The organism is Hirschia litorea, from assembly GCF_042665075.1.
GTDB lineage: Bacteria > Pseudomonadota > Alphaproteobacteria > Caulobacterales > Hyphomonadaceae > Hirschia > Hirschia litorea.
In genome coordinates, this window is sequence record NZ_JBHTBR010000002.1 from 1050118 (window position 1) to 1070719 (window position 20602).

Sequence of the window (20602 nt, forward strand, 5' to 3'; positions counted from 1 at the left end):
ATGGCCGGAATACCATTCGTAAGCGAAATTAAATTTGACTATGAAGAAGTGGCGCAAGTCTCTCCTCTTATCCAGCGTGTGATCGCGAATAACCCTGGAGCCTTCACTTATACAGGCACAGGCGTGTATATCGTCGGTGATAAGGAATGTGTTGTCTTTGATCCAGGTCCGCATACAGAAACGCATTTTGAAGCCCTCAAAAAAGCGCTCGAAGGCCGGACGGTTAAATATGTATTGGTAACCCATTCTCACATGGACCACTCTCCCCTTGCGCATCCACTTGCTGAATGGGCTGGATGTGAAGTCTATGCTGGTGGACCAGCTATCCCCTCTGATTCTGATGTCCGTATGGAAGCGGGAGATGATTTATCCTTCCAACCTCACCACACGCTCACTGATGGGCAATTATTTTCTGGTGATGGCTGGACAGTCGAAGCTGTCGCAACTCCGGGTCACACATCCAACCATTATTGCTTCGCCCTAAAAGAAGAAAACGCTCTTTTCTCCGGTGATCACATTATGGGATGGTCCACAACTGTCATCTCTCCGCCTGATGGAAATATGGGTGACTATTTTGATAGCCTTGAAAAAGTAAAACAACGTGGATATGCCACAATCTGGCCAACTCATGGACCGCCTGTCACAGAAGCAGGTCCATTCATTGCAGCCTATATTTCTCACCGTCGCAAACGTGAACAAGCAATTGTTGATCGCTTACAAGCGGGTGACACACTCATCCCTGAAATGGTAAAAACAATCTACAAAGACGTCGATAAGCGTCTACACCCTGCGGCATGTCACTCCGTCATGGCACACATGATCCACCTAGTAGACACAGGCAGAGCAATAGCCTCGACTGACACATGCAGCCTAAGAACAGAATACAAGCTGGGTACAGTCTCAGCATAGGCAGAGGCCGAGCACGCTATTCGCTCGCCCCTACCTTGATACACAAAAAAGGCGCTTTCAAAACTGAGAGCGCCTTTTTTAATGTCTAATTTTCAATCACGTTTAGCGGTTGCTCAACGCGAAATTCAAAGCTTCAATAAAAGAATTGATACGCGTGGCATTCGCCCCAAGGTCAGACAATCCAACGCGGCTGACAGACCGCACATTGACCTTTGATCCCACTTTACCTTGTGGATCAACTTGGATCATCACATCATCCACAAACCCATACCAGAAAGATGTATATGTTGCGTGGATACGGCCAGTTTTTGCATCCGCAGACACAATCTCCATACCCTCTTTTTTAGCCACTTCAATAGCAGCTTCAAAAGCTATTTCTGGTCTAATTTCAAGCAATTGCGGACGCAGATTAAACTTTGCATAGCTTTCAGCTTGAAGCTCTTTATTGGTTTTCCCAACCGCATCCGGCCATCTGCCCGCAGCGCTCGCAGGCACAACAGGAGAATCTAATACAGGGTTCCAACCATTCGCTTCTCGTTCAGCAAGTAGCGCATCGGAAAAGCGAATTGGATTATTCCAATCCGTCTGCACATCATGAATTGGTGGCAAACCCGCTGCAACTTGGCCCACACCATTCATGCGCCCCAAAATCATGATTGGAACCATCAACAATATAAGCGCAAAGATAGAACCGCGTCGCGGTGCTTTAAGTAGTTGAATTATCAGCGCAATTGCACTGATCGCCACCCCTGCAAACAGGACGTATTTGGACCATTGGAAAGTCATCTTCCCTAACCCAAACCCAAATGACCACAGGCCAAACTTACTGCCCAATGCAGCGACAGCCAACCATAAAGGCCCCGCAATCACTGCAATGAAAGCAATCCATAAAGCGCTTTTTTGTAGGCGGCTCATTGGTTCACGTGGAGGCGGTGGCGGGTTTGTTCCCAAAACCGTCACTTTCTCGTTTACCTCAGCTTCAAGCTGAGACACTTCTTCTGGTGTCAACTTTGACATCTTTGCCTCCTAGTGCCCTTTGCACGCTTCTTAGCATTAAGTTGAGGCAATTGCGATATCAGCAGTCAGGTAATTTATAGTCTTTGAAGGTCTCACGTAGCGCCAATTTATTGATCTTACCTGTAGATCCCAAAGGAATTTCATCTACAAAAACAACATCATCCGGCGTCCACCATTTGGCGATTTTCCCAGCATAAAAAGAGATAACCTCCTCTTTGCTTAAGCTCTCGCCTTTTTTGAGTTGAACAACCATCAAGGGACGCTCATCCCATTTGGGGTGATGAATACCAATAGCACCTGCAATCGCCACTTTCGGGTGGCTCATACATATGTTTTCCAAAGCAATCGAAGAAATCCACTCCCCACCAGATTTGATGACATCTTTAGAACGGTCAGTGATGTGCATTTGCCCATATTCATCAATATTGGCCACATCTCCCGTATCAAAGAAGCCACGCTCATCTAAAGCACTGCCTTCACCTTTAAGATAGGCAGAAGCCACAGCCGGACCACGCACTTTCAAATGCCCAGCACTGACACCATCGCGCGGTAAGCTTTTTCCGTCTGGACCGACAACATCCATTTCCATCCCAAATGGCGCACGACCTTGTTTCATCTTGTGAAACATTTTCTCATCGTCGCTAATGTTTTCCAATTGTTGCGGTAGACGTGACACAGTTCCCAATGGGCTGGTTTCTGTCATTCCCCAAGCTGGGAAAACCTGCACATCAAAGTCTTCTTCAAAAGCACGCATCAACCCTTCAGGCGTCGCCGCCCCGCCAATGACAACACTGTTCAAGTGAGGAAGTTTTTTATTCTCTTTCACAAGGTACTCGTGCAGCATCTGCCAAACAGTTGGTACAGCAGCAGAAATTGTTACTTTTTCAGAATCTAGCAATTCATAAATTGCTTCACCATCCATCCGGCACCCAGGCATCACCAATTTTGCACCGCTGGCTGGACCAGAGAAAGTTAGCCCCCAAGCATTCGCGTGGAACATAGGCACAATCGGCAACACAATTTCTTGGCTACTAATACCTAATGCCCCTGATTGCATGGACATAAGTGTATGCAACACATTGGAGCGGTGAGAATATAAAACGCCTTTAGGATTACCAGTGGTTCCAGACGTATAACAAAGGCCACACGCCGTACGCTCGTCAAACCCACCCCATTGGATATTTGATCCAGTGCTTCCAGACAGAAAACTCTCATAAGATTTCAAATTCGGGATTGCTGTTTTTTCAGGAACAACACTGTCATCACCATAAATCACGAACAATTTCACCATCGGCAAATGCGGCGCTATCGCCTCAATTAATGGTAAGAAAGTCGTATCAAAAAACAGTGCTTTGTCTTCAGCATGGTTTGCAATCCACGCTATCTGCTGAGGAAATAGACGCGGGTTAAGTGTGTGCAACACCATACCCAAACCCATAGTTCCAAACCATGTTTCCATGTGCAGGTCTGAGTTCCACGCCATCGTCGCAATCATATCACCCGGCTTCATGCCGTGTGCCAACAATGCCTCCGATACGCGCCGTGCATCATTATGGATCTGCCCATAAGTTTTACGCACGATTGGCCCAGCAACAGAACGTGTAACAACTTCCTGCTGGTTATGAGCTGCCAATGCATGGTCGATAACCTTATCGACTGTCAGCGGCCAATCCTGCATCAATCCAAATGGAAGGCTTTGCGATGTGCCGTTTGCCTGATCTTGCATTATGAAATTCCTCTCCCGGGGTATATTATTTTTCTTGAGTGTATTAAACGACAGAATTTAGGGGAAAAAAAGTCGGTACGTAGCGTCAACATACCTAATTAAAGGCAATTAAATGCATACTCACTCAATTATACTCAGTGCAACCGCCCTTATGTTGGCATCTTGCTCCCAAGCGACCTCGCCTGAAGCACCAGATAACGCTCAAACGACACTTTCAGCGCCTGCAACGTCACAAGATATTTCTAGCACAGATTTAAACGATTCCACACCGCTTTGGAAAAAAATGGACTGCGTCAGAGAATATGGTGCCTTACCCGCCGCCCACCGTGGTGGTCCTAGACGTGGCTATCCTGAAAACGCTCTTGAAACGCTTCAAGTCTCCTATGACAATGGCACACGAATTTTCGAGATCGACATTGCAGAGTCCAAAGATGGCGTTCTGTTCCTTATGCACGATACAGACTTAGACCGCACGACAGAGATGACAGGTGTTGGCCGTGAAAAAACATGGGACCAACTCAAATCCGTACGCCTAAAAGACAATAACAAAGTCACAAACTTCACCATCCCGTCACTTGCTGAAACCTTAAAGTGGGCCAAGGAAACGGGCGCGATAGTTGAGCTAGATAAAAAACGCTCAAGCAAGTTTGAAACGATCATATCCGAAGTGCGCAAAGCCGGCGCACAAAACAATGTTATTTTGATTACCTACACTTATGACCAAGCTGCGGAGGTTGCCCGCCTTGCCCCAGACATGATGATGACAGCATCAGTGTCTGACCCATCAGATGTGGAAGAATTGGAATCGCGCGGCATTAAGCGTCAAAACCTGATCGCTTGGACAGGCACTGACACGCTTAACCCCGGTCTATGGCAAGACTTAAAAGACATGGATATCGAAGTTGCTTTCGGCACATTGGGCCGCCGTGGTCAAAGATTTGATGACACATTCTGGGAAGACCGCGATGGCTCAGAATATGATGAGCTGGTGAATAACGGTGTCACAATGATTGCCACTGATTATTCAGATCGTGTCAGCAATCATCTTCGTGTCGATGATGTCGCTATCGAGAAATGTGGATTCTAAAAAAATGCTTCATTATTCCTGCACAGGCTCAAAAAACTCTGGAACAGGAATCGTTTTTCTACACGGTGGTGGCTTTAGCGGCTGGATGTGGGAAAGCATTATTGGACATTTACCCGAATATTATTGTGTCGCAATCACCCTTCCTGGGCATGGCTTGAGCAATGCATCCAAATGGATCTCGTTAGAGGATACAGCCCGCCAAGTTGGAGAGATTATCGAAAAAGAGCTCTCCAATATGGATGTCCACCTGGTGGGACTGTCACTTGGTGGTCATGTCGGTTTGCATGTTATGGCGCAACACCCTCACCTGACGACATCTGCAATATTAAGCTGCATCATCCATGATCCGCTTCCAAGGCCAAAACTCTATAAAGCACTCACAAATGCCATGTTGCCTTTGAGCAATATTCGTCTCATCCAGAAATTTGTCGCGCATAGATTTGGTATGGCGGGTGAAAAAATGCGCCGCTATCTGCAAGAGTTTAAACGCGTCGATAAAGACAGCCTCAAACGATCTTCTTTGGAAGTCGCTGCAAACCCGATTCCGGAAAACCTTTCGAATGTGTCTGCGCGTATACTTGTCGTCGCTGGTGCTAAAGAGCGCTCGATCACCCGCAATGCTCTTGCCTCTTATAAGTCAGTCTTTGCACACACACGCACCGCCCTCATTCCAGACTATGGCTATGGCTGGTCTGGTAGACGCCCAAAACTCTTTGCAAACGCGATTCGCGCGCAAATAAAAAACAGCGCACTCCCGAAAGACATGAAAGCGCAAGCTTAAGGGAATAAACGTCCTGTGGACCATCCACCATTCTGTGACCGCTCAAACACTAAACGATCATGTAGCCTGAAAGGTCTATCTCGCCAAAATTCAATATGTTCGGGCGCGATACGATAGCCAGTCCAGTGCGGCGGACGCGGTGTCTTACCCAACGCATATTTTGCGCCATATTTCGCGATATTTTTCTCTAGTTCAAAACGTCCATCCATGCGTGAAGATTGATCAGACGCCCACGCACCAATCTGGCTATCCTTATGCCGTGACGCAAAATACGCATCCGCTTCTGCATCAGATACGCGCGTCACATTCCCGCGAACGCGTACCTGCCGCCGTAGTGATTTCCAGTGAAAGCATATTGCCGCCTTCATTGTTGCTTCTATCTGACGGCCTTTCGCGCTAGTTGTATTGGTATAAAAAACAAAACCATTCTCATCGAAATCTTTGAGCAACACCATGCGCACATCTGGCATGCCATCTTCATCCACTGTCGCAAGAGACATAGCATTAGGATCATTTACCTCTTTGGCTTTGGCATCGCTTAGCCATTGGGAAAACATCTCAAACGGCTCTTGGGTCGCAAACCAATTTGCATCATCCTCTAATGGTTTACCTTCAGCTTTCGCTTTGGCGTACACATCCGCATATTCTGCATCTTGATAATCGGGACTTGCTGGAATGATTTTTGATTTGTCTGTCATTATCTATGATCCTTCTTCCCTTGATTTGAGGAAAAAAGTCAGATTGTTCAAGCCCACATGCTGTCATGATCAAGATTTCTTTTCCCCTCCACCAATCCCAATACGCTATGTCACAACCTACTTCCCACTCGTAAGCCCTCAAAACATCTTACTAGAATTTCAATCCACCCTATCCTATGCTGAAAGTATAGATTGTGCTGGCTGTAGGGGGCTATTTGGTTATGAGTGAGTATTCGCAAAGATATCGCGCTTTTATTTCTTATTCTCAAAAGGATAAGGTCTTTGCCAAACGCCTGCATAAAGCCCTTGAATCTTTTAAACTTCCCAATGGAAAACGCTTTGGCCGAATCTTTCGAGATGATGATGAATTGGGCGGTGCTGCAAGCCTAAGTCACGCTCTTGAAAGCGCAATTGATTCCAGTGAAGATCTCATCGCGATTGCCAGTCCCAATGCTGTAAAGTCCGCATGGGTCAATGCAGAAGTTATTCAATATAAGAAACTGGCCAATCCAAAGAAGCAGGTTTTCGCAGTCATTATTGATGGTGTGCCGCACGCTTCAAACCCCGATGAAGAATGCCTTGTTCCAGCTCTAAAATACAAAGTTCTACCCGATGGAACCGTGACCGACATTCCCGATGAACCTCTCGCGCCGGATGCACGCAAAGATTCCTTTTCAAAATTAGTCACGCGCATTGTAGCCGGACTTGAGGGCGTTCCTTTTGACTCCCTCTGGCAAAGACAAAAACGCCGTGCTCGAAACCAAAAACTCCTATTAGGGGCCGCCGCCATCGCAATCGCTGCCCCACTTATAGCATGGGGACTGACCACAACAAACGCTCTAGGTCGAACAACAACGCAACTAGCCAGCCTCGACCCAACAACCCAAAGAGAGAATTTTCTCAACGGGTATTACGACAAACTGATTGCTGACCAACGCGCCAACGATACGCCCGAAGAATTTATGCTTTCGCGAGACGATTATGACAGCGCTATATCCATCCTCAGCGCACCAGACCTAAACGGAGATGGATACCAAGACTATTTCGTCAAACTCGAGCACATCGAATATTGCGGCTCATCAGGCTGTCGCCATGATCTCGTCCTCACAACGCCCGAAGGGTATGACACTCTGCACAATTCAGTCGGTGGTGACTTACACATTCTAAACACAAGCCAAAACGGCATGCAGGATTTGGGGCTTGGGTTTGGCAGTCTCCAAGGCGGCGCGAATGTCTACGACATGTTGCGCTTTGAAGATGGCAAATACATACAAGCAGCAACTGCGATATGCTCGGGCGCTGTCACCTATTGCGGGCTAAATACTATCTTTACCGATGACCCCGTCGGAGAAGTCCTCGACATGGTGTTTTACGCAGACACCAAACTCTTACGCCCATATGTTGAACAAGATGAAATCCAAATGGCAGGCCCCGTCTATAAGAGCGTTTTAGGTGCTCAAAATTCAATGACGAATGACCTCACATTAGACACCTATGACGAAGTTGTCGGTACAGACCCAAGCGGAGAATATAGCCTCGTACATATATGGAAAGGCACATATGGCGTCCGCAAAAACTCAGATGAGATCATAAAGCAAAACCGATAAATACCAATTTGCACATGATTTATTCCTATTTATCAATTCTCAGCCGCAAGAAAGACTTTCCATAAAGTCCAAATTGCGCTTGAAAGAGCCTCATGTCACATAATTCATTCGGTCATCTTTTTCGCGTCACCACTTGGGGTGAAAGTCACGGTCCTGCCCTTGGGTGTGTTGTCGATGGTTGTCCTGCGGGAATCCCCATCACAGCAGAAGACATTCAGCACTGGCTCGACCTTCGCAAGCCGGGCACCAGCAAGCTAGTGACGCAACGCAAAGAACCCGATGCCGTTAAAATTCTCTCTGGTGTCTTTGAAGATGATCGCACCAATGGTCAGGTGACGACTGGTACCCCCATCTCGTTGATGATTGAAAACACAGATCAACGCTCAAAAGACTATGGCGACATTCGCGACAAATACCGTCCCGGCCATGCTGATTTTGCTTATGATGCAAAATACGGTGTGCGCGATTATCGTGGTGGTGGACGCTCATCCGCCCGCGAAACAGCCGCGCGCGTGGCTGCAGGTGGTATCGCCCGCAAAGTGCTAGGCGACAGCATCACAATACGCGGCGCGCTTGTTCAAATTGGCGACAAAAAACTCGACCGCAACAAGTGGGACTGGGCTCAAACAACCCAAAACCCGCTTTGGTGTCCCGATGCTGATACAGCTGCGGAATGGGCTGAATACCTTGATGGCATTCGTAAGTCTGGATCATCCGTGGGTGCAGTCATAGAAGTTGTCGCATCTGGTGTGCCTGCTGGCTGGGGTGCCCCCATATATTCCAAACTCGACTCAGACCTTGCCATGGCAATGATGACAATTAACGCTGTAAAAGGTGTTGAGATTGGTGCTGGTTTTGATGCAGCCGCTCTGACTGGTGAAGAAAACGCTGACCAAATGCGTATTGGAGATAACGGCCCAGAATTTCTCTCCAATAATAATGGCGGTGTCCTCGGCGGCATTTCAACAGGACAAGACGTTGTAGTACGCATGGCCTTGAAACCTACATCTTCCATCCTCACGACACGCCAGTCGATTGATAAGCAAGGCAATGAGGTAGACATCCGCACCACAGGCCGCCACGATCCATGTGTTGCTATTCGCGGTGTACCCGTCGCAGAGGCAATGATGGCGTGCGTGCTTGCAGATCATAAACTCAGACACAGAGGTCAGATGGGCGAGCGGTCCTGATATGGCAAAACGGGTCTTCTCCACGGTCTATAGCGATGACCACATGGCACCGCATGTTTGGCTCCCCCTTCTCTTAGGGTCTGCATTAGGATTAGCGGGATTATTCCTCGACACGCTCACCCTTACCCTATCCTCAGCTATATTCACCGTTTACGCCATCTGGAATTGGCCCTTTTTAGATACACGCCGCGTCGTTCTGCAATTGTCCAATGAAGGTGCTGATATTGACGGTATCGGCCGCATTCCGTGGGAGGCCATTTCGCAAGTTGAGCTCATTGAAAAACGGCACAAGAAACACCCGCCGTCAGAGAACTGCACTTTGCGCATACACCTCAATGCCGCCATTGAGGACATTTGTATCCCCTATGCGCCTATGGTTCGCCCCAATTGGCAGCGTAAAATGATTTCAAAAACTGATGCTAAAACTTTGGATATCAAAAGCGGTTTATTGCTCGATTCCCAGATCAACATCGCCAATGCTTTTGCATGGTTTCTGACACCTCAAAAAACTAACTAAACGTCCCAAGATAGTTTCGTTTTTCATGTCTCATTCATGTTGCGTTTGCCAATATCCTTAGACGCTGGGATAAATTGGGGACCAGACGCGGGCACCTTCTTTTATTGTAAAATGCAAGGCACCAAGCAGCATTTTGTAGTAAAAGAAGGTCCGACACTCATCTGGTTAAAATAGTCCTAATAAACAGCAAATTTGATATACTTTTCGTCAAGTAGAAACCAACCAACAACAAAGCAATACAATAGAATTTATCTACCAAGCATTGTTTGAACTGCTTTTCACTTCCGTTTGATTGAAGTTTTATTTCAAAAAAATCATTGCCATTTCAGACATTTTTATTACAAACATAGCTGAACAAAATACAAGAATCTAAGACACAATTTTGGATTATCCATGAAAACATGGTAGTCTGATTTTGATAAAGTCTCCTAAGCTATAAGCCCGTCCCCCCAACCCAGGGCTTATAGGCCCGGGGTGATGTATCAACGCAAGTTGAGGCATTACTCCGGTGCCTAGGGAGCTTTTCTCCCTACTTTAGCTCACACCTTCAAATATCTGTTACGGCGTCCAGCCCTGAACAATTCTGCGCGCATGGATCAAATATTCGCGATTGCCATCACCGCCTTTTATTGGGCTAGTACATGATTTTTCAATCTGCCAACCTTCGCTCTCCAACCACAAATCAAACTGCTTGCGTGCTTTGGCAACGGCATTTTGATCGGATACTATTCCGCCCTTGCCTATATTTTCCTTGCCGACCTCAAATTGAGGCTTGAACAGCACAACCATATCCGCCTTCAAACTTGAAAGCTTCATCGATTGTCTCAGAAGTTTAGATAGGCTGATAAAGCTCGCATCACACACAATTATATCGGGTGCAGTATCAATCAAACTACGGTTTAATTTTCGCGCATCCATCCCTTCATAGGACACGATACGCTTATCTTTGCGCAGGCTCTCATGAAGCTGATCTCGGCCCACATCAACCGCATAAATTTTTACTACTCCAGCACGCAGCAATACGTCAGTAAACCCACCAGTAGACGAACCGATATCTAACGCCGTCTTGCCTTCAACCTTAATGTTGAACGTTTTCAGTGCGTGCTCTAGCTTCATGCCGCCGCGCGATACAAAAGGGTGTAGTTTCTCACCGCTAATCTTCTGATCCGGCTGAACTTTAAATGAGGCCTTCGTCACAACCTCATCATCAACGCGCACCTTACCAGCTTTGATTGATGCTTGCGCCTGCGCACGCGTCTCCATCACGCCACGCGCTACAAGCGCAAGGTCAAGACGCAGCACACCATCATCTGCTGGAGTCGCATTTTCGTTCACATCATTACTTGTCATAAAGTGTATCTAACTTGTGAGAGCGCGTTCAAACACAACGCTAAAATTATTGGCTGGCATAGCATGTATGCTGGAAAGTGTAAGGCCCGCCTGCATGGCAGCAGGGATCACATCTTCTTCAAGGTCTCGGATTCCCCAACTTGCATCTCGACTTTTCAAACTCACATCAAAATCGAAATTCGACTGGGCAGTATGTTCGCCATTGCGTTTAAATGGACCATAGAGCACCAACTTTCCTTTTGGCGCTAAATATCGACCTGCCCCCGCAAATAACCCCAAGCCAACATTCCACGGCGATATATGAATCATGTTGCATGACAATATCGCGTCAAGCTCACCTTCAATGGCCCAATCTTGGGCAGACGCATCAAGCTCACGCACTGCCTCAACTTGCGTTTCTACACCTTCAAACTTCACCCATGCCGCTGCACTCCGCAAAGAAGCGTTGGAAATATCGCTCGCAATCCATGTCATTTTCGGTGCAGATTTTAGAATATGCACACAGTGTTGGCCTGAGCCTGATGCTAATTCCAACACACGCGCATTTGCGGCGACTTCACCTAGAAAGACATCTCGCACCACATCGCGATTGCGTTCTGTAGAGGGTGAAAATAGCCTTCCATCATCTGTTTCTTGAGAGATTGCCGGCATTGCGTCTTTGCGTGATGTCATCAGCTTTACTTCCAGATTTTGATATCTTGTCCGTCTTTGTAAAATACGCGGCCAGTTGAGGCTTCATCACCTTGCCGCTTTCATTGCGCGGCAATGGTTGGGTCACGAACTTAATATGTTTGGGAACCTTATAGGCAGACAAATGTTCACCTGCAAATTTTTGTAAAGCTGCTGCCGTCAATTTTGTTTCTGGTGCCACATACACCACTGCCCCAACTTCCTCACCCAACTCAATATGAGGCACACCAATAATCGCCACATCCCTCACTTTCGGATGAGCGGCCAAACAGTTTTCCACCTCGATACAGTATATATTCTCACCACCACGGATCAGCATATCTTTGGCACGATCCAATATGAACAAAAACCCTTCTTCATCTATCCGCGCAATATCGCCAGTGCGCAGCCAACCATCTTGTAAAACAGCTTTCGTCGCATTTGGATTTTTCCAATATTCACGCATCAGATTAGGACCACGCACCCAAAGCTCTCCAGCTTCATTGGCGGGCAATAACTGCCCTTCCGCACCTCGCACCTGCAAGTCGATAGTCAGAGCAGCAGCACCCGCACTCAAGGGACGCACCAGATAATCATCACCAAAGATCATCGTGCATGTCGCGCAGGTCTCAGTCATGCCCCAGCCATTCCCCATAATCGTACCTGGAAAGGCTTTTCGAGATTCTGTCACCAATTCTGCTGCAGAAGGTGATCCACCATAGCTCACGATTGATATAGATGAGAGGTCATGCTTTTTGCGATCGGGGTGTCTTAAAATCTGCCACACAATCGTTGGAACGCCGCCAATAACATTGATTTTTTCTTTTGCTATCAAAGCTAATGCTTTTTTGGGGTCCCATTTATGTTGCGTCACTGCCCGCGCACCCCGCACCATCACGGCAAATAATAATGCAATCGCGCCCGTTGTGTGAAAAAAAGGTGCCGAAATCAAATATACCCGCTGCGGATCTCCCGCTTTGGCTATGGGCACAGGCACCCCAGACCGCACAAACCCTCGCGCTTGACTTGAAAGAGAGTTAAAAAGCGCAGAAATAACAGCTCGGTGCGTCGATAATGCGCCTTTAGGTCGGCCCGTCGTGCCCGATGTATAAAACAACATCGCATCATCATCAGGTAAAATACCACACGCTTCTTCTGCGAAATCCTCCAGTTTTTTCCAAGACTTCGCATCGCCGATAATGTCTTCCAACTTAAGATAATGCGCATCCACAGGACCATCCGACCCACGCGAGACAATCACTGTTTCTAAAGACAATAATTCGCGCAAGTATGGCTTCAGCTTTGCTAATGTTTCCCCACACATGACCGCTATCCTAGCACCGCAATCTTTCAGCGCGTAAGCAAGTTCAGCTCCCGTCCACATCGAATTTAGCGGTGTCGCTATCGCTCCACACTTCATTGCCGCCATGACGGTAACTGGCCATTGAGGTACGTTGCGCATGATTACCGCCACCCGCTCGCCCTTATCCAAATTGAGCATATCCCGAAAATACGCAGCCAGTACTTTCGTCGCCTTATGGTTTGCGCCAAAGGTGACACGCTCTTTCTCATATATGAAAAATGTTTTTTTTGAGTGCTTTAGAGTGTTATCCAATAATGCAGGTAGATGTGCAGGCGCATTTTTAAACACGCGTTGTTTCTGCCCCAATACATTTTCTTCAATAATTTCAAACGGACTACCAGGCTTGGATAATACCTCATTCGCCGCCAGAACGCTCATTGCTGGAAAATTAGACTTGTTCATGCCTGCTTTATTTTTGTTCAACTCCCCACCCATTGATAAATATCCCAATCTTAGCTTGAACAATCATTTGCAACGCGTCAAAACCTGTTTCCCTAACTATGGTTGAGTCATGAAAATAGTAAACGCAGCCGAGCCGCATTTGGCAGGCATATTAGAAATTTTTAATACGGCTGTACGTGAAACTTTCGCTGTCTGGACAGAACGCGAAGACACGCTCAATGATCGCCGCGCATGGATGCTAAAATGCCAATCAAATGGCTTCCCGGTTATTGTTGCTCTTGATGTGCAGAACGCCGTTCTTGGATATGCAGCCTATGGCAGTTTTCGAGGCAAGGAAGGATATGACATCACCGTCGAGCATTCCGTCTATGTTGCCAATCATGTACAAGGCAAAGGCATAGGCAAAGCATTGCTTACCGAGCTTATCGTGCGCGCGCAGGCTGATTCACGCCTTGAACGCATGGTCGCCGCCATAGATGCAGGAAACCCCGTCTCCGAAAAACTACATGCCGCGCTCGGTTTTGAAAAAGAAGGCTATATGCGCAAAGTCGCCAAGAAATGGGATCAGCACAGAGACCTTCTCATTATGACAAAAGATGTATCATCGCCAAATACTTAACGCGATTCCTAAGCGATAAGCTGGTCAAAAACCTAGCCGCGAACAACGCCGCCAACGATAAGTTTAAGCTTAGCAGTATCGCCGCGCCCCAATGCAGAAATAGCCTGAGTGGCAATCGCTTTTGCTGACAGCCCCGCTTGCTCATACATGAGATCTGGCTTGTCTTGATCTTGGAATGTATCTGGCAAAGTCATCGGACGTATACGCAGCCCGTTATCCAATGCGCCAACTTTCGCCAAATGCTCGAGCACAAAAGAACCAAAGCCACCACGCGCACCCTCTTCAACGGTCAACAAGACTTCATGTTCTTTCGCCAAACGCTCAATCAAGTCTGTATCAAGTGGTTTTGCAAAACGTGCATCAGCAACAGTCGCAGACAAACCTTGCGCGCCCAACATATCAGCCGCAAGCAACGCTTCCTGTAGACGTCCGCCCAAAGAAAGAATCGCAATCGTGTTTCCCTCTTTGACGATACGGCCCTTACCAATTTCCAGAGGTTCAGCACGATCCCACAAATCAACACCCACGCCTTCACCACGCGGAAAGCGAAAAGCACTAGGACGATCATCTATCGCGTGTGCCGTGGCAACCATACGCTGCAATTCTGCTTCATCTGAAGCTGCCATCAGCACGAAATCTGGCAATGCACCTAAAAAACCAATGTCAAAAGAACCAGCATGCGTGGCACCATCAGCCCCCACAAGCCCTGCCCGATCTATGGCAAAACGAACCGGCAATTTTTGGATCGCCACATCATGCACAACACTGTCATAAGCACGCTGCAGGAAGGTTGAATAAATCGCACAGAATGGCTTCATACCGTCGGCGGCCATACCAGCCGCAAACGTCACACCATGCTGTTCAGCAATTCCCACATCAAACATACGCTCAGGGAATGCATCCCCAAACTTGTCCATGCCTGTTCCAGACGGCATCGCAGCCGTTATCCCAACAATGCGATCATCATCACGCGCAAGCTTGATCAGCTCTTGGGCAAAAATATTTGTATAGCTTGGTGCGTTTGGTTTTGCTTTAGCCTGCTCACCAGTAATCACGTTAAAACGTGATACACCGTGATATTTATCAGCAGAGTTTTCAGCAGGCTCAAAGCCCTTACCTTTTTCCGTCACCACATGCACCAGCACAGGTCCGTTCTGCATGTCACGCACATTTTCCAATACTGGGATAAGCGTATCTAAATCATGTCCATCAATGGGACCGACATAATAAAAACCAAGTGCGTCAAACATCGCGCCACCCAGTGCAAAGTCACGCGCATAATGTTCAGCTTTTTTAGCAGGTTTTTCCAAACCTACTGTTTTGGCGACCATTTTCCCCGCTTTACGTAGATTACGATATCCACGAGACGAAACCGTTTTTGAAAGATAATGGCTTAACGCCCCAACAGGTGGCGCAATCGACATATCATTATCATTCAAAATAACGATAAGGCGCTTATGCAGCCCGCCCATATGGTTCATGGCTTCATACGCCATACCAGCCGTCATAGAGCCGTCACCGATCACACAGATTACATTGCGATCCTCGCCTTTAAGATCACGCGCAGTTGCAAAACCAGCCCCCGCAGAAATAGACGTACCAGCATGAGCCGCACCAAAAGGATCAAATTCACTTTCAGTTCTTTTTGTGAACCCAGATAAACCACCGCCTTGACGAAGTGTGCGAATTTCGTCGCGACGTCCCGTCAAAATTTTATGAGGGTAACATTGGTGCCCAACATCCCAGACAAGTTTATCATCAGGCGTATCAAACACTTTATGAATAGCGACAGTTAACTCCACCACACCGAGCGCAGACCCTAAATGCCCGCCCGTTGTCGACACCACATCAATCGTCTCGCGACGAAGTTCATCCGCTATTTCCGTAAGAGACTCTAAAGATTTATCTTTGAGATCAGCAGGCGACGCTATGGCATCAAGGAATGGAGTTTTATTATTCATATTATTATTCAGACTATACGATCGTCTCGCCTAGTGATGACGATCCAATACAAAATTTACCGTGTTTAACAAAGTACTGGCGCGTCCACCAAACACTGACAAGTGTTGTTTTGCTTGATCTGCCAACATATTTACACGCGAAACAGCACCTTCTTCTCCCAGAAGTGAGACGAAATTTTGTTTGCCAGCATCTTTGTCTTTCGAAACAGCCTTGCCCACAACAGACTCATCCCCCTGAACATCCAATAAATCGTCTTTTATCTGAAATGCCAAGCCAAGGTCATGCGTAAAACCTGCGAGTGCATGATGCTCTTGCTCATTGGCACCACCAATAATCGCGCCAAATTCAGCAGCGCACGCAAATAATGCACCTGTTTTCATCCTTTGCATACGCGTCAAAATGCTCAGTGCATTTTCGTCGTCAAAAGACGGTGCCATATCTATCATCTGCCCGCCGACCATACCACGCGAGCCTGATGAAGACGCAAGAACTTCTATTAATTTACAACGCACTGTCGCATCACCATGCGTTTCAGGATTTGCAAGAATTTCAAATGCCAATGTTTGCAATGCATCGCCCGCCAATACCGCCGTAGCTTCATCAAAAGCTATGTGAACCGTAGGCTGCCCGCGACGCAAATCATCATCATCCATGCAAGGCAGGTCGTCATGTATCAAGGAATAAGCATGCACGCATTCAAGTGCGCTTGCCGCGCGCAAAAGCGATTTCTCCGGCGCGTCAAACATACGTCCAACTTCAATCGTTATGAAAGGACGCAAACGCTTCCCACCTGCCAATGCACCATGGCGCATAGCACGCATTAATTGCGCCTCTGGCCCAACAGCCGGCGCGATCAGTTGATCAATGACAACTGTAATCTTGTCAGCGCATTCAGCTAGATAGTTTTCAAAACTGGCAGATGAGTCGGATTTATCGCTCATTTAAGGTCACTTGGCTCAACACCGGACGCTGAACCATCTGAACCAACGATAATATTCTCGACCTTCGTTTCAGCAGCGCTTAGCTTTTTCTCGCAATGAGATTTCAACAATTCACCGCGCTCATAAATCACGATAGAATCTTCCAATGGTACATCCCCACTTTCCAATTGTTGAACAATGCCCTCCAGCTCCGCTAGCGCATCTTCAAAATTTAATTTTGGAATGTCCTTGTTGGATGTAACAGGGGCCATCAGCTTCCTCCGCATAAAATGAGTGTTGAACCATACGATTCACAACGCCGTCAAACAAGCTAAGTTTGCTGCTATTTAGTCAAGTTTTTCATAAATTCTGAAAGACCAATAGCTATCTCCGCCATCATAACGGCATTTCCAGCCTCGGCGTTTGAATTCTGGACGCATCATACGATTAAACCATCCATGGGCAGCTAAAACCGCATCTTGGCCAGTTGAGGCCTGTGCAATCAGAATATCGGCGGCCTTGCCAGCCCGTATGCGCGCTTCAACTTGGCTCTCCTGACCACCAGAATTTCCAAAACACCACGAAATGCGCGCAAATAAATTCCATCGCTTAGGCAAGAATTTCCAGAAATCACTCCACTCAGGAGGTGGTAAAGGCGCTTCTACGAATATCTCATTTTGCACGACATCACGTCCATTCGCGATAGCTTGCGCTGTCTCAATAGATCTTGGACGGATACTGGCATTAATTATTGGGGCATTCTTTGTGGCGTCTAATAGTTTTTTAGAAGGGCCCTGCCCGTCCTTTTTAAGCGATGCACGTTCATAGCCTGCCCACCATTCAATATACTCACGGTGATTTAGCTTGGGACCAAGCTCTCTGTCTTTATCCGGCTTACCATGACGCGCCACGATAATACGCCCATAGGACTTTGCCTGCTTTGCAACATTCTGTGTTCCAGCTGAGACTGTGTCAGCTGTAGAATCACTATTTGCTGTTACATGCGGCACTGGCGTAATGATCCCCACTTGATGGCCCGTGCAGAACACGAACTTATAATGTTCAGTTGCTCGGTGTACCCGCCTCTTTCGTTATGGGCAAGTGCATCATTTAATTCCTACAGACTTTCATCTCACAAGAATTATAAGACCGAGCATCTCTATTGCTGCGTGTTCCGTCTACTGACATTTTCATTAAAACGCATGTCTTGCCAAAACGTTGCCAATTACAGGAATTTACACACGCTTAAATGCACGCTTCAAACCTTGCTTACGGCCTTCAAAAGAACGCTCGACCGACAATATAACATCCAAACGACGACGCAATTTACCCGCAAATCCCGATACAGGCCCCAAAGGTGCGCGCTCGAGTTGATGCCACACTTCGCCGCCAATGCCGCGCATGGCCCCTTTTACACCCGTCGCAGGAATCACCCCATTACAAACGGGCACCATTCTGCTTGCATAATATTTCTTATAGTGCTCAGCGCCAACTCCCATATCTGCCGTCAGAATGCCCGCATTCGCCGCCGCTTCAAGAAGGCTTTTCTGCAATAACATGCCCGGCGAATAGCTGTGATATTCAGTGTTATATCCAGAAATCCACCCGTGCAGAAGGGAGCCTGAACGCAGACCAAATTCAGCCGCCATCAGTTTTCCATCACACCGCAATGTCGTCATCACCCCGGCAAACTCAGGTGTTTGCATTTCAAAACACCCGCGCAACATATCTCTGGCCCATTTTGCAGACAGCACATTATGCAAACCTGTGCGCTCATATTGCTCTTGTTTCCAACCGATCAATGTCTCTAGCGCTTCGATGGAAGGTTCGTGGAATGTAAGCTGCAATGGGCCAGCTTCTTTTTCCGTTTTCCGCCACAAGCGTCGGCAGTTTTTAAAGTGGCGCGGAAATGTCGAACGGCGCGATTCTAAATATGTTTCAAATCCGGGCGAAAGGTCAGCAATAAAAGCTGGCATTTGCCCGCGCACATTCAAGCCGGTCTTCAACAATACAGGGTCACACAGCTGAATATCCACGAGATTATACGTGTCTTCTTCGCCTTCAACTTCACTCAGGCAATCCACACCCAGCACGGGTATTCCAGAAAAAGTGTAAACCGCGCCTCCCGCCTGCGCGAGCATATCTGCCGCGATATGTTCATATCCCGAACGCAGAACTGGTCCATTATAGTCCGCAAATGGTGCTCCAACAGGACGCGCCAAAGGCAAGCCAACGCCTGACACCTGCACAGGGAAAAAGCCAATAGCTTCCCCTGCCTCATTGTGTGCAAGCACTAGCCTGACATCATCACGCGCCGCGCCAACAATTTGGAAAAATTCCGGCGAAAAATAAGGGCTTTGGTATCTTTCACTCGACGCACATATTGAACGCCAAGCCTGCATATCTTCAATAGAAAGGTCTGCGGGGGAAATAATTTTAATGTTCATATTCTACTCCGCAAAACACGATTGGCTCAAACTTTTGGATCGAGCCATTCATGTTTCGGGCCAAATTGATCTGTTAGCCTGCTATACACGCGGTCTGTGTCAGAATTCTTAAAGCCCCCGCCACACACGTGACGTTGGACATTTAGATTCTGGAGCCTTCTTACAGCGAGAAAGTGTAAAGAAAACAGTCTCTCCACGCCCCATTAAATGGTCATATGGCACAAAACCGATGGTAGATGGCGTATCTCCTACAGCGAAACGACGACCGCCCCAGCCATTTGGATTCTCTTTATACAGCTCTAAATGACCTCGCGGCGAACGCGAATCTTCTGAATTGTCCCGATTATCACCCATCATGAAAACATGCTCGGCTGGCACAATGAACTCAGGTGTATCATCAAAAGACTGACTACCCGCAAATTTATGCGTTAGATATGACACACCATTGGGAAGTGTCTCACGATATTCAATCGTGTTTTCAGACATAGGCTTGCCGTGTGGCGTATAACGGAAACGGCGCACCACTTCACGTTCCACAGCCTCACCATTAATGTGAAGATGTCCTTCAATCATCTGAATCCTATCACCCGGCAAACCGATAAGGCGCTTAATCATTACCTTATTATCATTGGGGTGACGAAACACGATTACATCACCGCGCTTTGGTTCAGATGCAAAAATCTTTTGATTTGGTTTTGTTTTATCTTCTTTCGTAAACCATGTGCCGATGCCGAAAGCAGGCGAATAACGCCCATACCCATAAGCATATTTAGCCACAGCCACGCGATCGCCAATTTGCAGGTTCGGCACCATGCTTTCTGAGGGAATCGAGCGAAGCTCAAACACAAATGACGTTAGCAGCAACCAGATCGGCAAAAAGATAGCGATCGTTAGTCCTGTTTCCTTGGCTTCATAAATCCACCAATCCAGCCCTGTTCTCTTGACGGTTTCGTCTTTTGAAGAGGCCGTTGCGGATTCACCTGCGGAATCGTTCTTTGTGTGTGTGTCTTCTACAGTCATTTCAAACGTACCGCCGTACCATAAACCAGAATTTCAGCTGCGCCCTGCATAATCGTCGACGTCGTAATCCGCATAGACACAACTGCATCTGCCCCTAAGCTTTCCGCATGCGCTGTCATTCTATCCAGACTTTGCTCACGTGCTTCGGCAATTAGCTTTGTGTATTCAGAGACTTCACCACCAACCAATAAACGCAATGCTGCCAAAACGTCATGCCCCACATTACGTGCGCGCACAACATTGCCGCGTGCGATACCCACAACTTCAGTAATTTCCCGGTTGGGGACAGTCTCAGCCATTGTCACAATGATTGGCATG

At 47.4% G+C, this 20602-nt stretch carries 20 protein-coding genes; 7 read left to right on the plus strand and 13 right to left on the minus strand.

Annotation, left to right across the window (positions count from 1 at the left end):
• Positions 1-909, plus strand: coding sequence for an MBL fold metallo-hydrolase (locus tag ACFQS8_RS04925; RefSeq protein WP_382166151.1), 909 nt, complete (start codon positions 1-3; stop codon positions 907-909).
• A gap of 102 nt (positions 910-1011) precedes the next feature.
• Here the strand turns inward: ACFQS8_RS04925 and ACFQS8_RS04930 are convergent, their stop codons facing one another.
• The gene (locus tag ACFQS8_RS04930) at positions 1012-1926 is read right to left on the minus strand and encodes a DUF1499 domain-containing protein (protein ID WP_382166152.1); all 915 of its coding nucleotides are present in this window, start codon (positions 1924-1926) and stop codon (positions 1012-1014) included.
• A gap of 58 nt (positions 1927-1984) precedes the next feature.
• On the minus strand, positions 1985-3652 hold the full coding sequence (locus ACFQS8_RS04935) for a long-chain-fatty-acid--CoA ligase (RefSeq protein WP_382166153.1): 1668 nt from the start codon (positions 3650-3652) through the stop codon (positions 1985-1987).
• 112 nt (positions 3653-3764) lie between these two features.
• Here ACFQS8_RS04935 and ACFQS8_RS04940 point away from each other — a divergent pair, with 112 nt between their 5' ends.
• On the plus strand, positions 3765-4739 hold the full coding sequence (locus tag ACFQS8_RS04940) for a glycerophosphodiester phosphodiesterase family protein (protein WP_382166154.1): 975 nt from the start codon (positions 3765-3767) through the stop codon (positions 4737-4739).
• Between the two features lie 4 nt (positions 4740-4743).
• On the plus strand, positions 4744-5520 hold the full coding sequence (locus ACFQS8_RS04945) for an alpha/beta fold hydrolase (protein ID WP_382166155.1): 777 nt from the start codon (positions 4744-4746) through the stop codon (positions 5518-5520).
• On the opposite strand, the gene pdxH is transcribed toward ACFQS8_RS04945, so the two are convergent.
• Complete coding sequence (gene pdxH / locus ACFQS8_RS04950; protein WP_382166156.1) at positions 5517-6218, minus strand: pyridoxamine 5'-phosphate oxidase; 702 nt, start codon at positions 6216-6218, stop codon at positions 5517-5519. The two genes, ACFQS8_RS04945 and pdxH, sit on opposite strands and share 4 nt — an antisense overlap.
• A 221-nt stretch (positions 6219-6439) precedes the next feature.
• On the opposite strand from pdxH, the gene ACFQS8_RS04955 reads away from it, so the two are divergent.
• From ACFQS8_RS04955 to ACFQS8_RS04965, 3 genes are all read left to right on the plus strand, one after another.
• Positions 6440-7825 carry a toll/interleukin-1 receptor domain-containing protein gene (locus ACFQS8_RS04955; protein ID WP_382166157.1) on the plus strand — a complete coding sequence of 462 codons (1386 nt, stop codon included), beginning with the start codon at positions 6440-6442 and terminating at the stop codon, positions 7823-7825.
• A gap of 92 nt (positions 7826-7917) precedes the next feature.
• The gene (gene aroC / locus ACFQS8_RS04960; RefSeq protein ID WP_382166158.1) at positions 7918-9015 is read left to right on the plus strand and encodes a chorismate synthase; all 1098 of its coding nucleotides are present in this window, start codon (positions 7918-7920) and stop codon (positions 9013-9015) included.
• Position 9016: 1 nt separating this feature from the next.
• The gene (locus tag ACFQS8_RS04965; RefSeq protein WP_382166159.1) at positions 9017-9532 is read left to right on the plus strand and encodes a hypothetical protein; all 516 of its coding nucleotides are present in this window, start codon (positions 9017-9019) and stop codon (positions 9530-9532) included.
• Positions 9533-10090: 558 nt separating this feature from the next.
• On the opposite strand, the gene ACFQS8_RS04970 is transcribed toward ACFQS8_RS04965, so the two are convergent.
• Genes ACFQS8_RS04970 through ACFQS8_RS04980 form a run of 3 tightly spaced genes read right to left on the minus strand, consistent with a single transcriptional unit; the run spans position 10091 to position 13349 of the window.
• On the minus strand, positions 10091-10882 hold the full coding sequence (locus ACFQS8_RS04970; protein WP_382166160.1) for a TlyA family RNA methyltransferase: 792 nt from the start codon (positions 10880-10882) through the stop codon (positions 10091-10093).
• A gap of 9 nt (positions 10883-10891) precedes the next feature.
• The gene (locus ACFQS8_RS04975; protein WP_382166161.1) at positions 10892-11554 is read right to left on the minus strand and encodes a DUF938 domain-containing protein; all 663 of its coding nucleotides are present in this window, start codon (positions 11552-11554) and stop codon (positions 10892-10894) included.
• Positions 11505-13349: a class I adenylate-forming enzyme family protein gene (locus tag ACFQS8_RS04980; protein WP_382166162.1), complete on the minus strand. Its 1845-nt coding sequence runs from the start codon at positions 13347-13349 to the stop codon at positions 11505-11507. Before ACFQS8_RS04980 ends, ACFQS8_RS04975 begins: the two co-directional genes overlap by 50 nt.
• A gap of 76 nt (positions 13350-13425) precedes the next feature.
• On the opposite strand from ACFQS8_RS04980, the gene ACFQS8_RS04985 reads away from it, so the two are divergent.
• Positions 13426-13935 (plus strand): GNAT family N-acetyltransferase, encoded by a 510-nt coding sequence (locus ACFQS8_RS04985; protein ID WP_382166163.1) that lies wholly within the window; start codon positions 13426-13428, stop codon positions 13933-13935.
• A gap of 32 nt (positions 13936-13967) precedes the next feature.
• Here the strand turns inward: ACFQS8_RS04985 and dxs are convergent, their stop codons facing one another.
• From dxs to ACFQS8_RS05020, 7 genes are all read right to left on the minus strand, one after another.
• Complete coding sequence (dxs, locus tag ACFQS8_RS04990) at positions 13968-15896, minus strand: 1-deoxy-D-xylulose-5-phosphate synthase (RefSeq protein ID WP_382166164.1); 1929 nt, start codon at positions 15894-15896, stop codon at positions 13968-13970.
• A 30-nt stretch (positions 15897-15926) separates the two neighbouring features.
• The gene (locus ACFQS8_RS04995; RefSeq protein WP_382166165.1) at positions 15927-16838 is read right to left on the minus strand and encodes a polyprenyl synthetase family protein; all 912 of its coding nucleotides are present in this window, start codon (positions 16836-16838) and stop codon (positions 15927-15929) included.
• Positions 16835-17089 carry an exodeoxyribonuclease VII small subunit gene (locus ACFQS8_RS05000; RefSeq protein WP_382166166.1) on the minus strand — a complete coding sequence of 85 codons (255 nt, stop codon included), beginning with the start codon at positions 17087-17089 and terminating at the stop codon, positions 16835-16837. The genes ACFQS8_RS04995 and ACFQS8_RS05000 overlap by 4 nt, the downstream gene beginning before the upstream one ends.
• A gap of 75 nt (positions 17090-17164) precedes the next feature.
• Entirely contained in the window at positions 17165-17845 is a 681-nt protein-coding gene (locus ACFQS8_RS05005) for a histidine phosphatase family protein (RefSeq protein ID WP_382166167.1), read from the minus strand.
• A 207-nt stretch (positions 17846-18052) separates the two neighbouring features.
• Positions 18053-19264 (minus strand): GNAT family N-acetyltransferase, encoded by a 1212-nt coding sequence (locus tag ACFQS8_RS05010; RefSeq protein WP_382166168.1) that lies wholly within the window; start codon positions 19262-19264, stop codon positions 18053-18055.
• A gap of 108 nt (positions 19265-19372) precedes the next feature.
• Positions 19373-20284, minus strand: coding sequence for a signal peptidase I (gene lepB, locus ACFQS8_RS05015; RefSeq protein ID WP_382166169.1), 912 nt, complete (start codon positions 20282-20284; stop codon positions 19373-19375).
• A complete protein-coding gene (locus ACFQS8_RS05020; RefSeq protein ID WP_382166170.1) occupies positions 20281-20601 on the minus strand; it encodes a YbjQ family protein in 321 nt (106 codons plus the stop codon). The genes lepB and ACFQS8_RS05020 overlap by 4 nt, the downstream gene beginning before the upstream one ends.
• Position 20602 lies beyond the last annotated feature (1 nt).

Bases quoted from the DNA above. Each gene is read 5' to 3' on its own strand.
- ACFQS8_RS04925 (WP_382166151.1), top strand. From the start codon at position 1: ATGGCCGGAATACCATTCGTAAGCGAAATTAAATTTGACTATGAAGAA.
- ACFQS8_RS04930 (WP_382166152.1), bottom strand. From the start codon at position 1,926: ATGTCAAAGTTGACACCAGAAGAAGTGTCTCAGCTTGAAGCTGAGGTA.
- ACFQS8_RS04935 (WP_382166153.1), bottom strand. From the start codon at position 3,652: ATGCAAGATCAGGCAAACGGCACATCGCAAAGCCTTCCATTTGGATTG.
- ACFQS8_RS04940 (WP_382166154.1), top strand. From the start codon at position 3,765: ATGCATACTCACTCAATTATACTCAGTGCAACCGCCCTTATGTTGGCA.
- ACFQS8_RS04945 (WP_382166155.1), top strand. From the start codon at position 4,744: ATGCTTCATTATTCCTGCACAGGCTCAAAAAACTCTGGAACAGGAATC.
- pdxH (WP_382166156.1), bottom strand. From the start codon at position 6,218: ATGACAGACAAATCAAAAATCATTCCAGCAAGTCCCGATTATCAAGAT.
- ACFQS8_RS04955 (WP_382166157.1), top strand. From the start codon at position 6,440: ATGAGTGAGTATTCGCAAAGATATCGCGCTTTTATTTCTTATTCTCAA.
- aroC (WP_382166158.1), top strand. From the start codon at position 7,918: ATGTCACATAATTCATTCGGTCATCTTTTTCGCGTCACCACTTGGGGT.
- ACFQS8_RS04965 (WP_382166159.1), top strand. From the start codon at position 9,017: ATGGCAAAACGGGTCTTCTCCACGGTCTATAGCGATGACCACATGGCA.
- ACFQS8_RS04970 (WP_382166160.1), bottom strand. From the start codon at position 10,882: ATGACAAGTAATGATGTGAACGAAAATGCGACTCCAGCAGATGATGGT.
- ACFQS8_RS04975 (WP_382166161.1), bottom strand. From the start codon at position 11,554: ATGACATCACGCAAAGACGCAATGCCGGCAATCTCTCAAGAAACAGAT.
- ACFQS8_RS04980 (WP_382166162.1), bottom strand. From the start codon at position 13,349: ATGGGTGGGGAGTTGAACAAAAATAAAGCAGGCATGAACAAGTCTAAT.
- ACFQS8_RS04985 (WP_382166163.1), top strand. From the start codon at position 13,426: ATGAAAATAGTAAACGCAGCCGAGCCGCATTTGGCAGGCATATTAGAA.
- dxs (WP_382166164.1), bottom strand. From the start codon at position 15,896: ATGAATAATAAAACTCCATTCCTTGATGCCATAGCGTCGCCTGCTGAT.
- ACFQS8_RS04995 (WP_382166165.1), bottom strand. From the start codon at position 16,838: ATGAGCGATAAATCCGACTCATCTGCCAGTTTTGAAAACTATCTAGCT.
- ACFQS8_RS05000 (WP_382166166.1), bottom strand. From the start codon at position 17,089: ATGGCCCCTGTTACATCCAACAAGGACATTCCAAAATTAAATTTTGAA.
- ACFQS8_RS05010 (WP_382166168.1), bottom strand. From the start codon at position 19,264: ATGAACATTAAAATTATTTCCCCCGCAGACCTTTCTATTGAAGATATG.
- lepB (WP_382166169.1), bottom strand. From the start codon at position 20,284: ATGACTGTAGAAGACACACACACAAAGAACGATTCCGCAGGTGAATCC.
- ACFQS8_RS05020 (WP_382166170.1), bottom strand. From the start codon at position 20,601: ATGCCAATCATTGTGACAATGGCTGAGACTGTCCCCAACCGGGAAATT.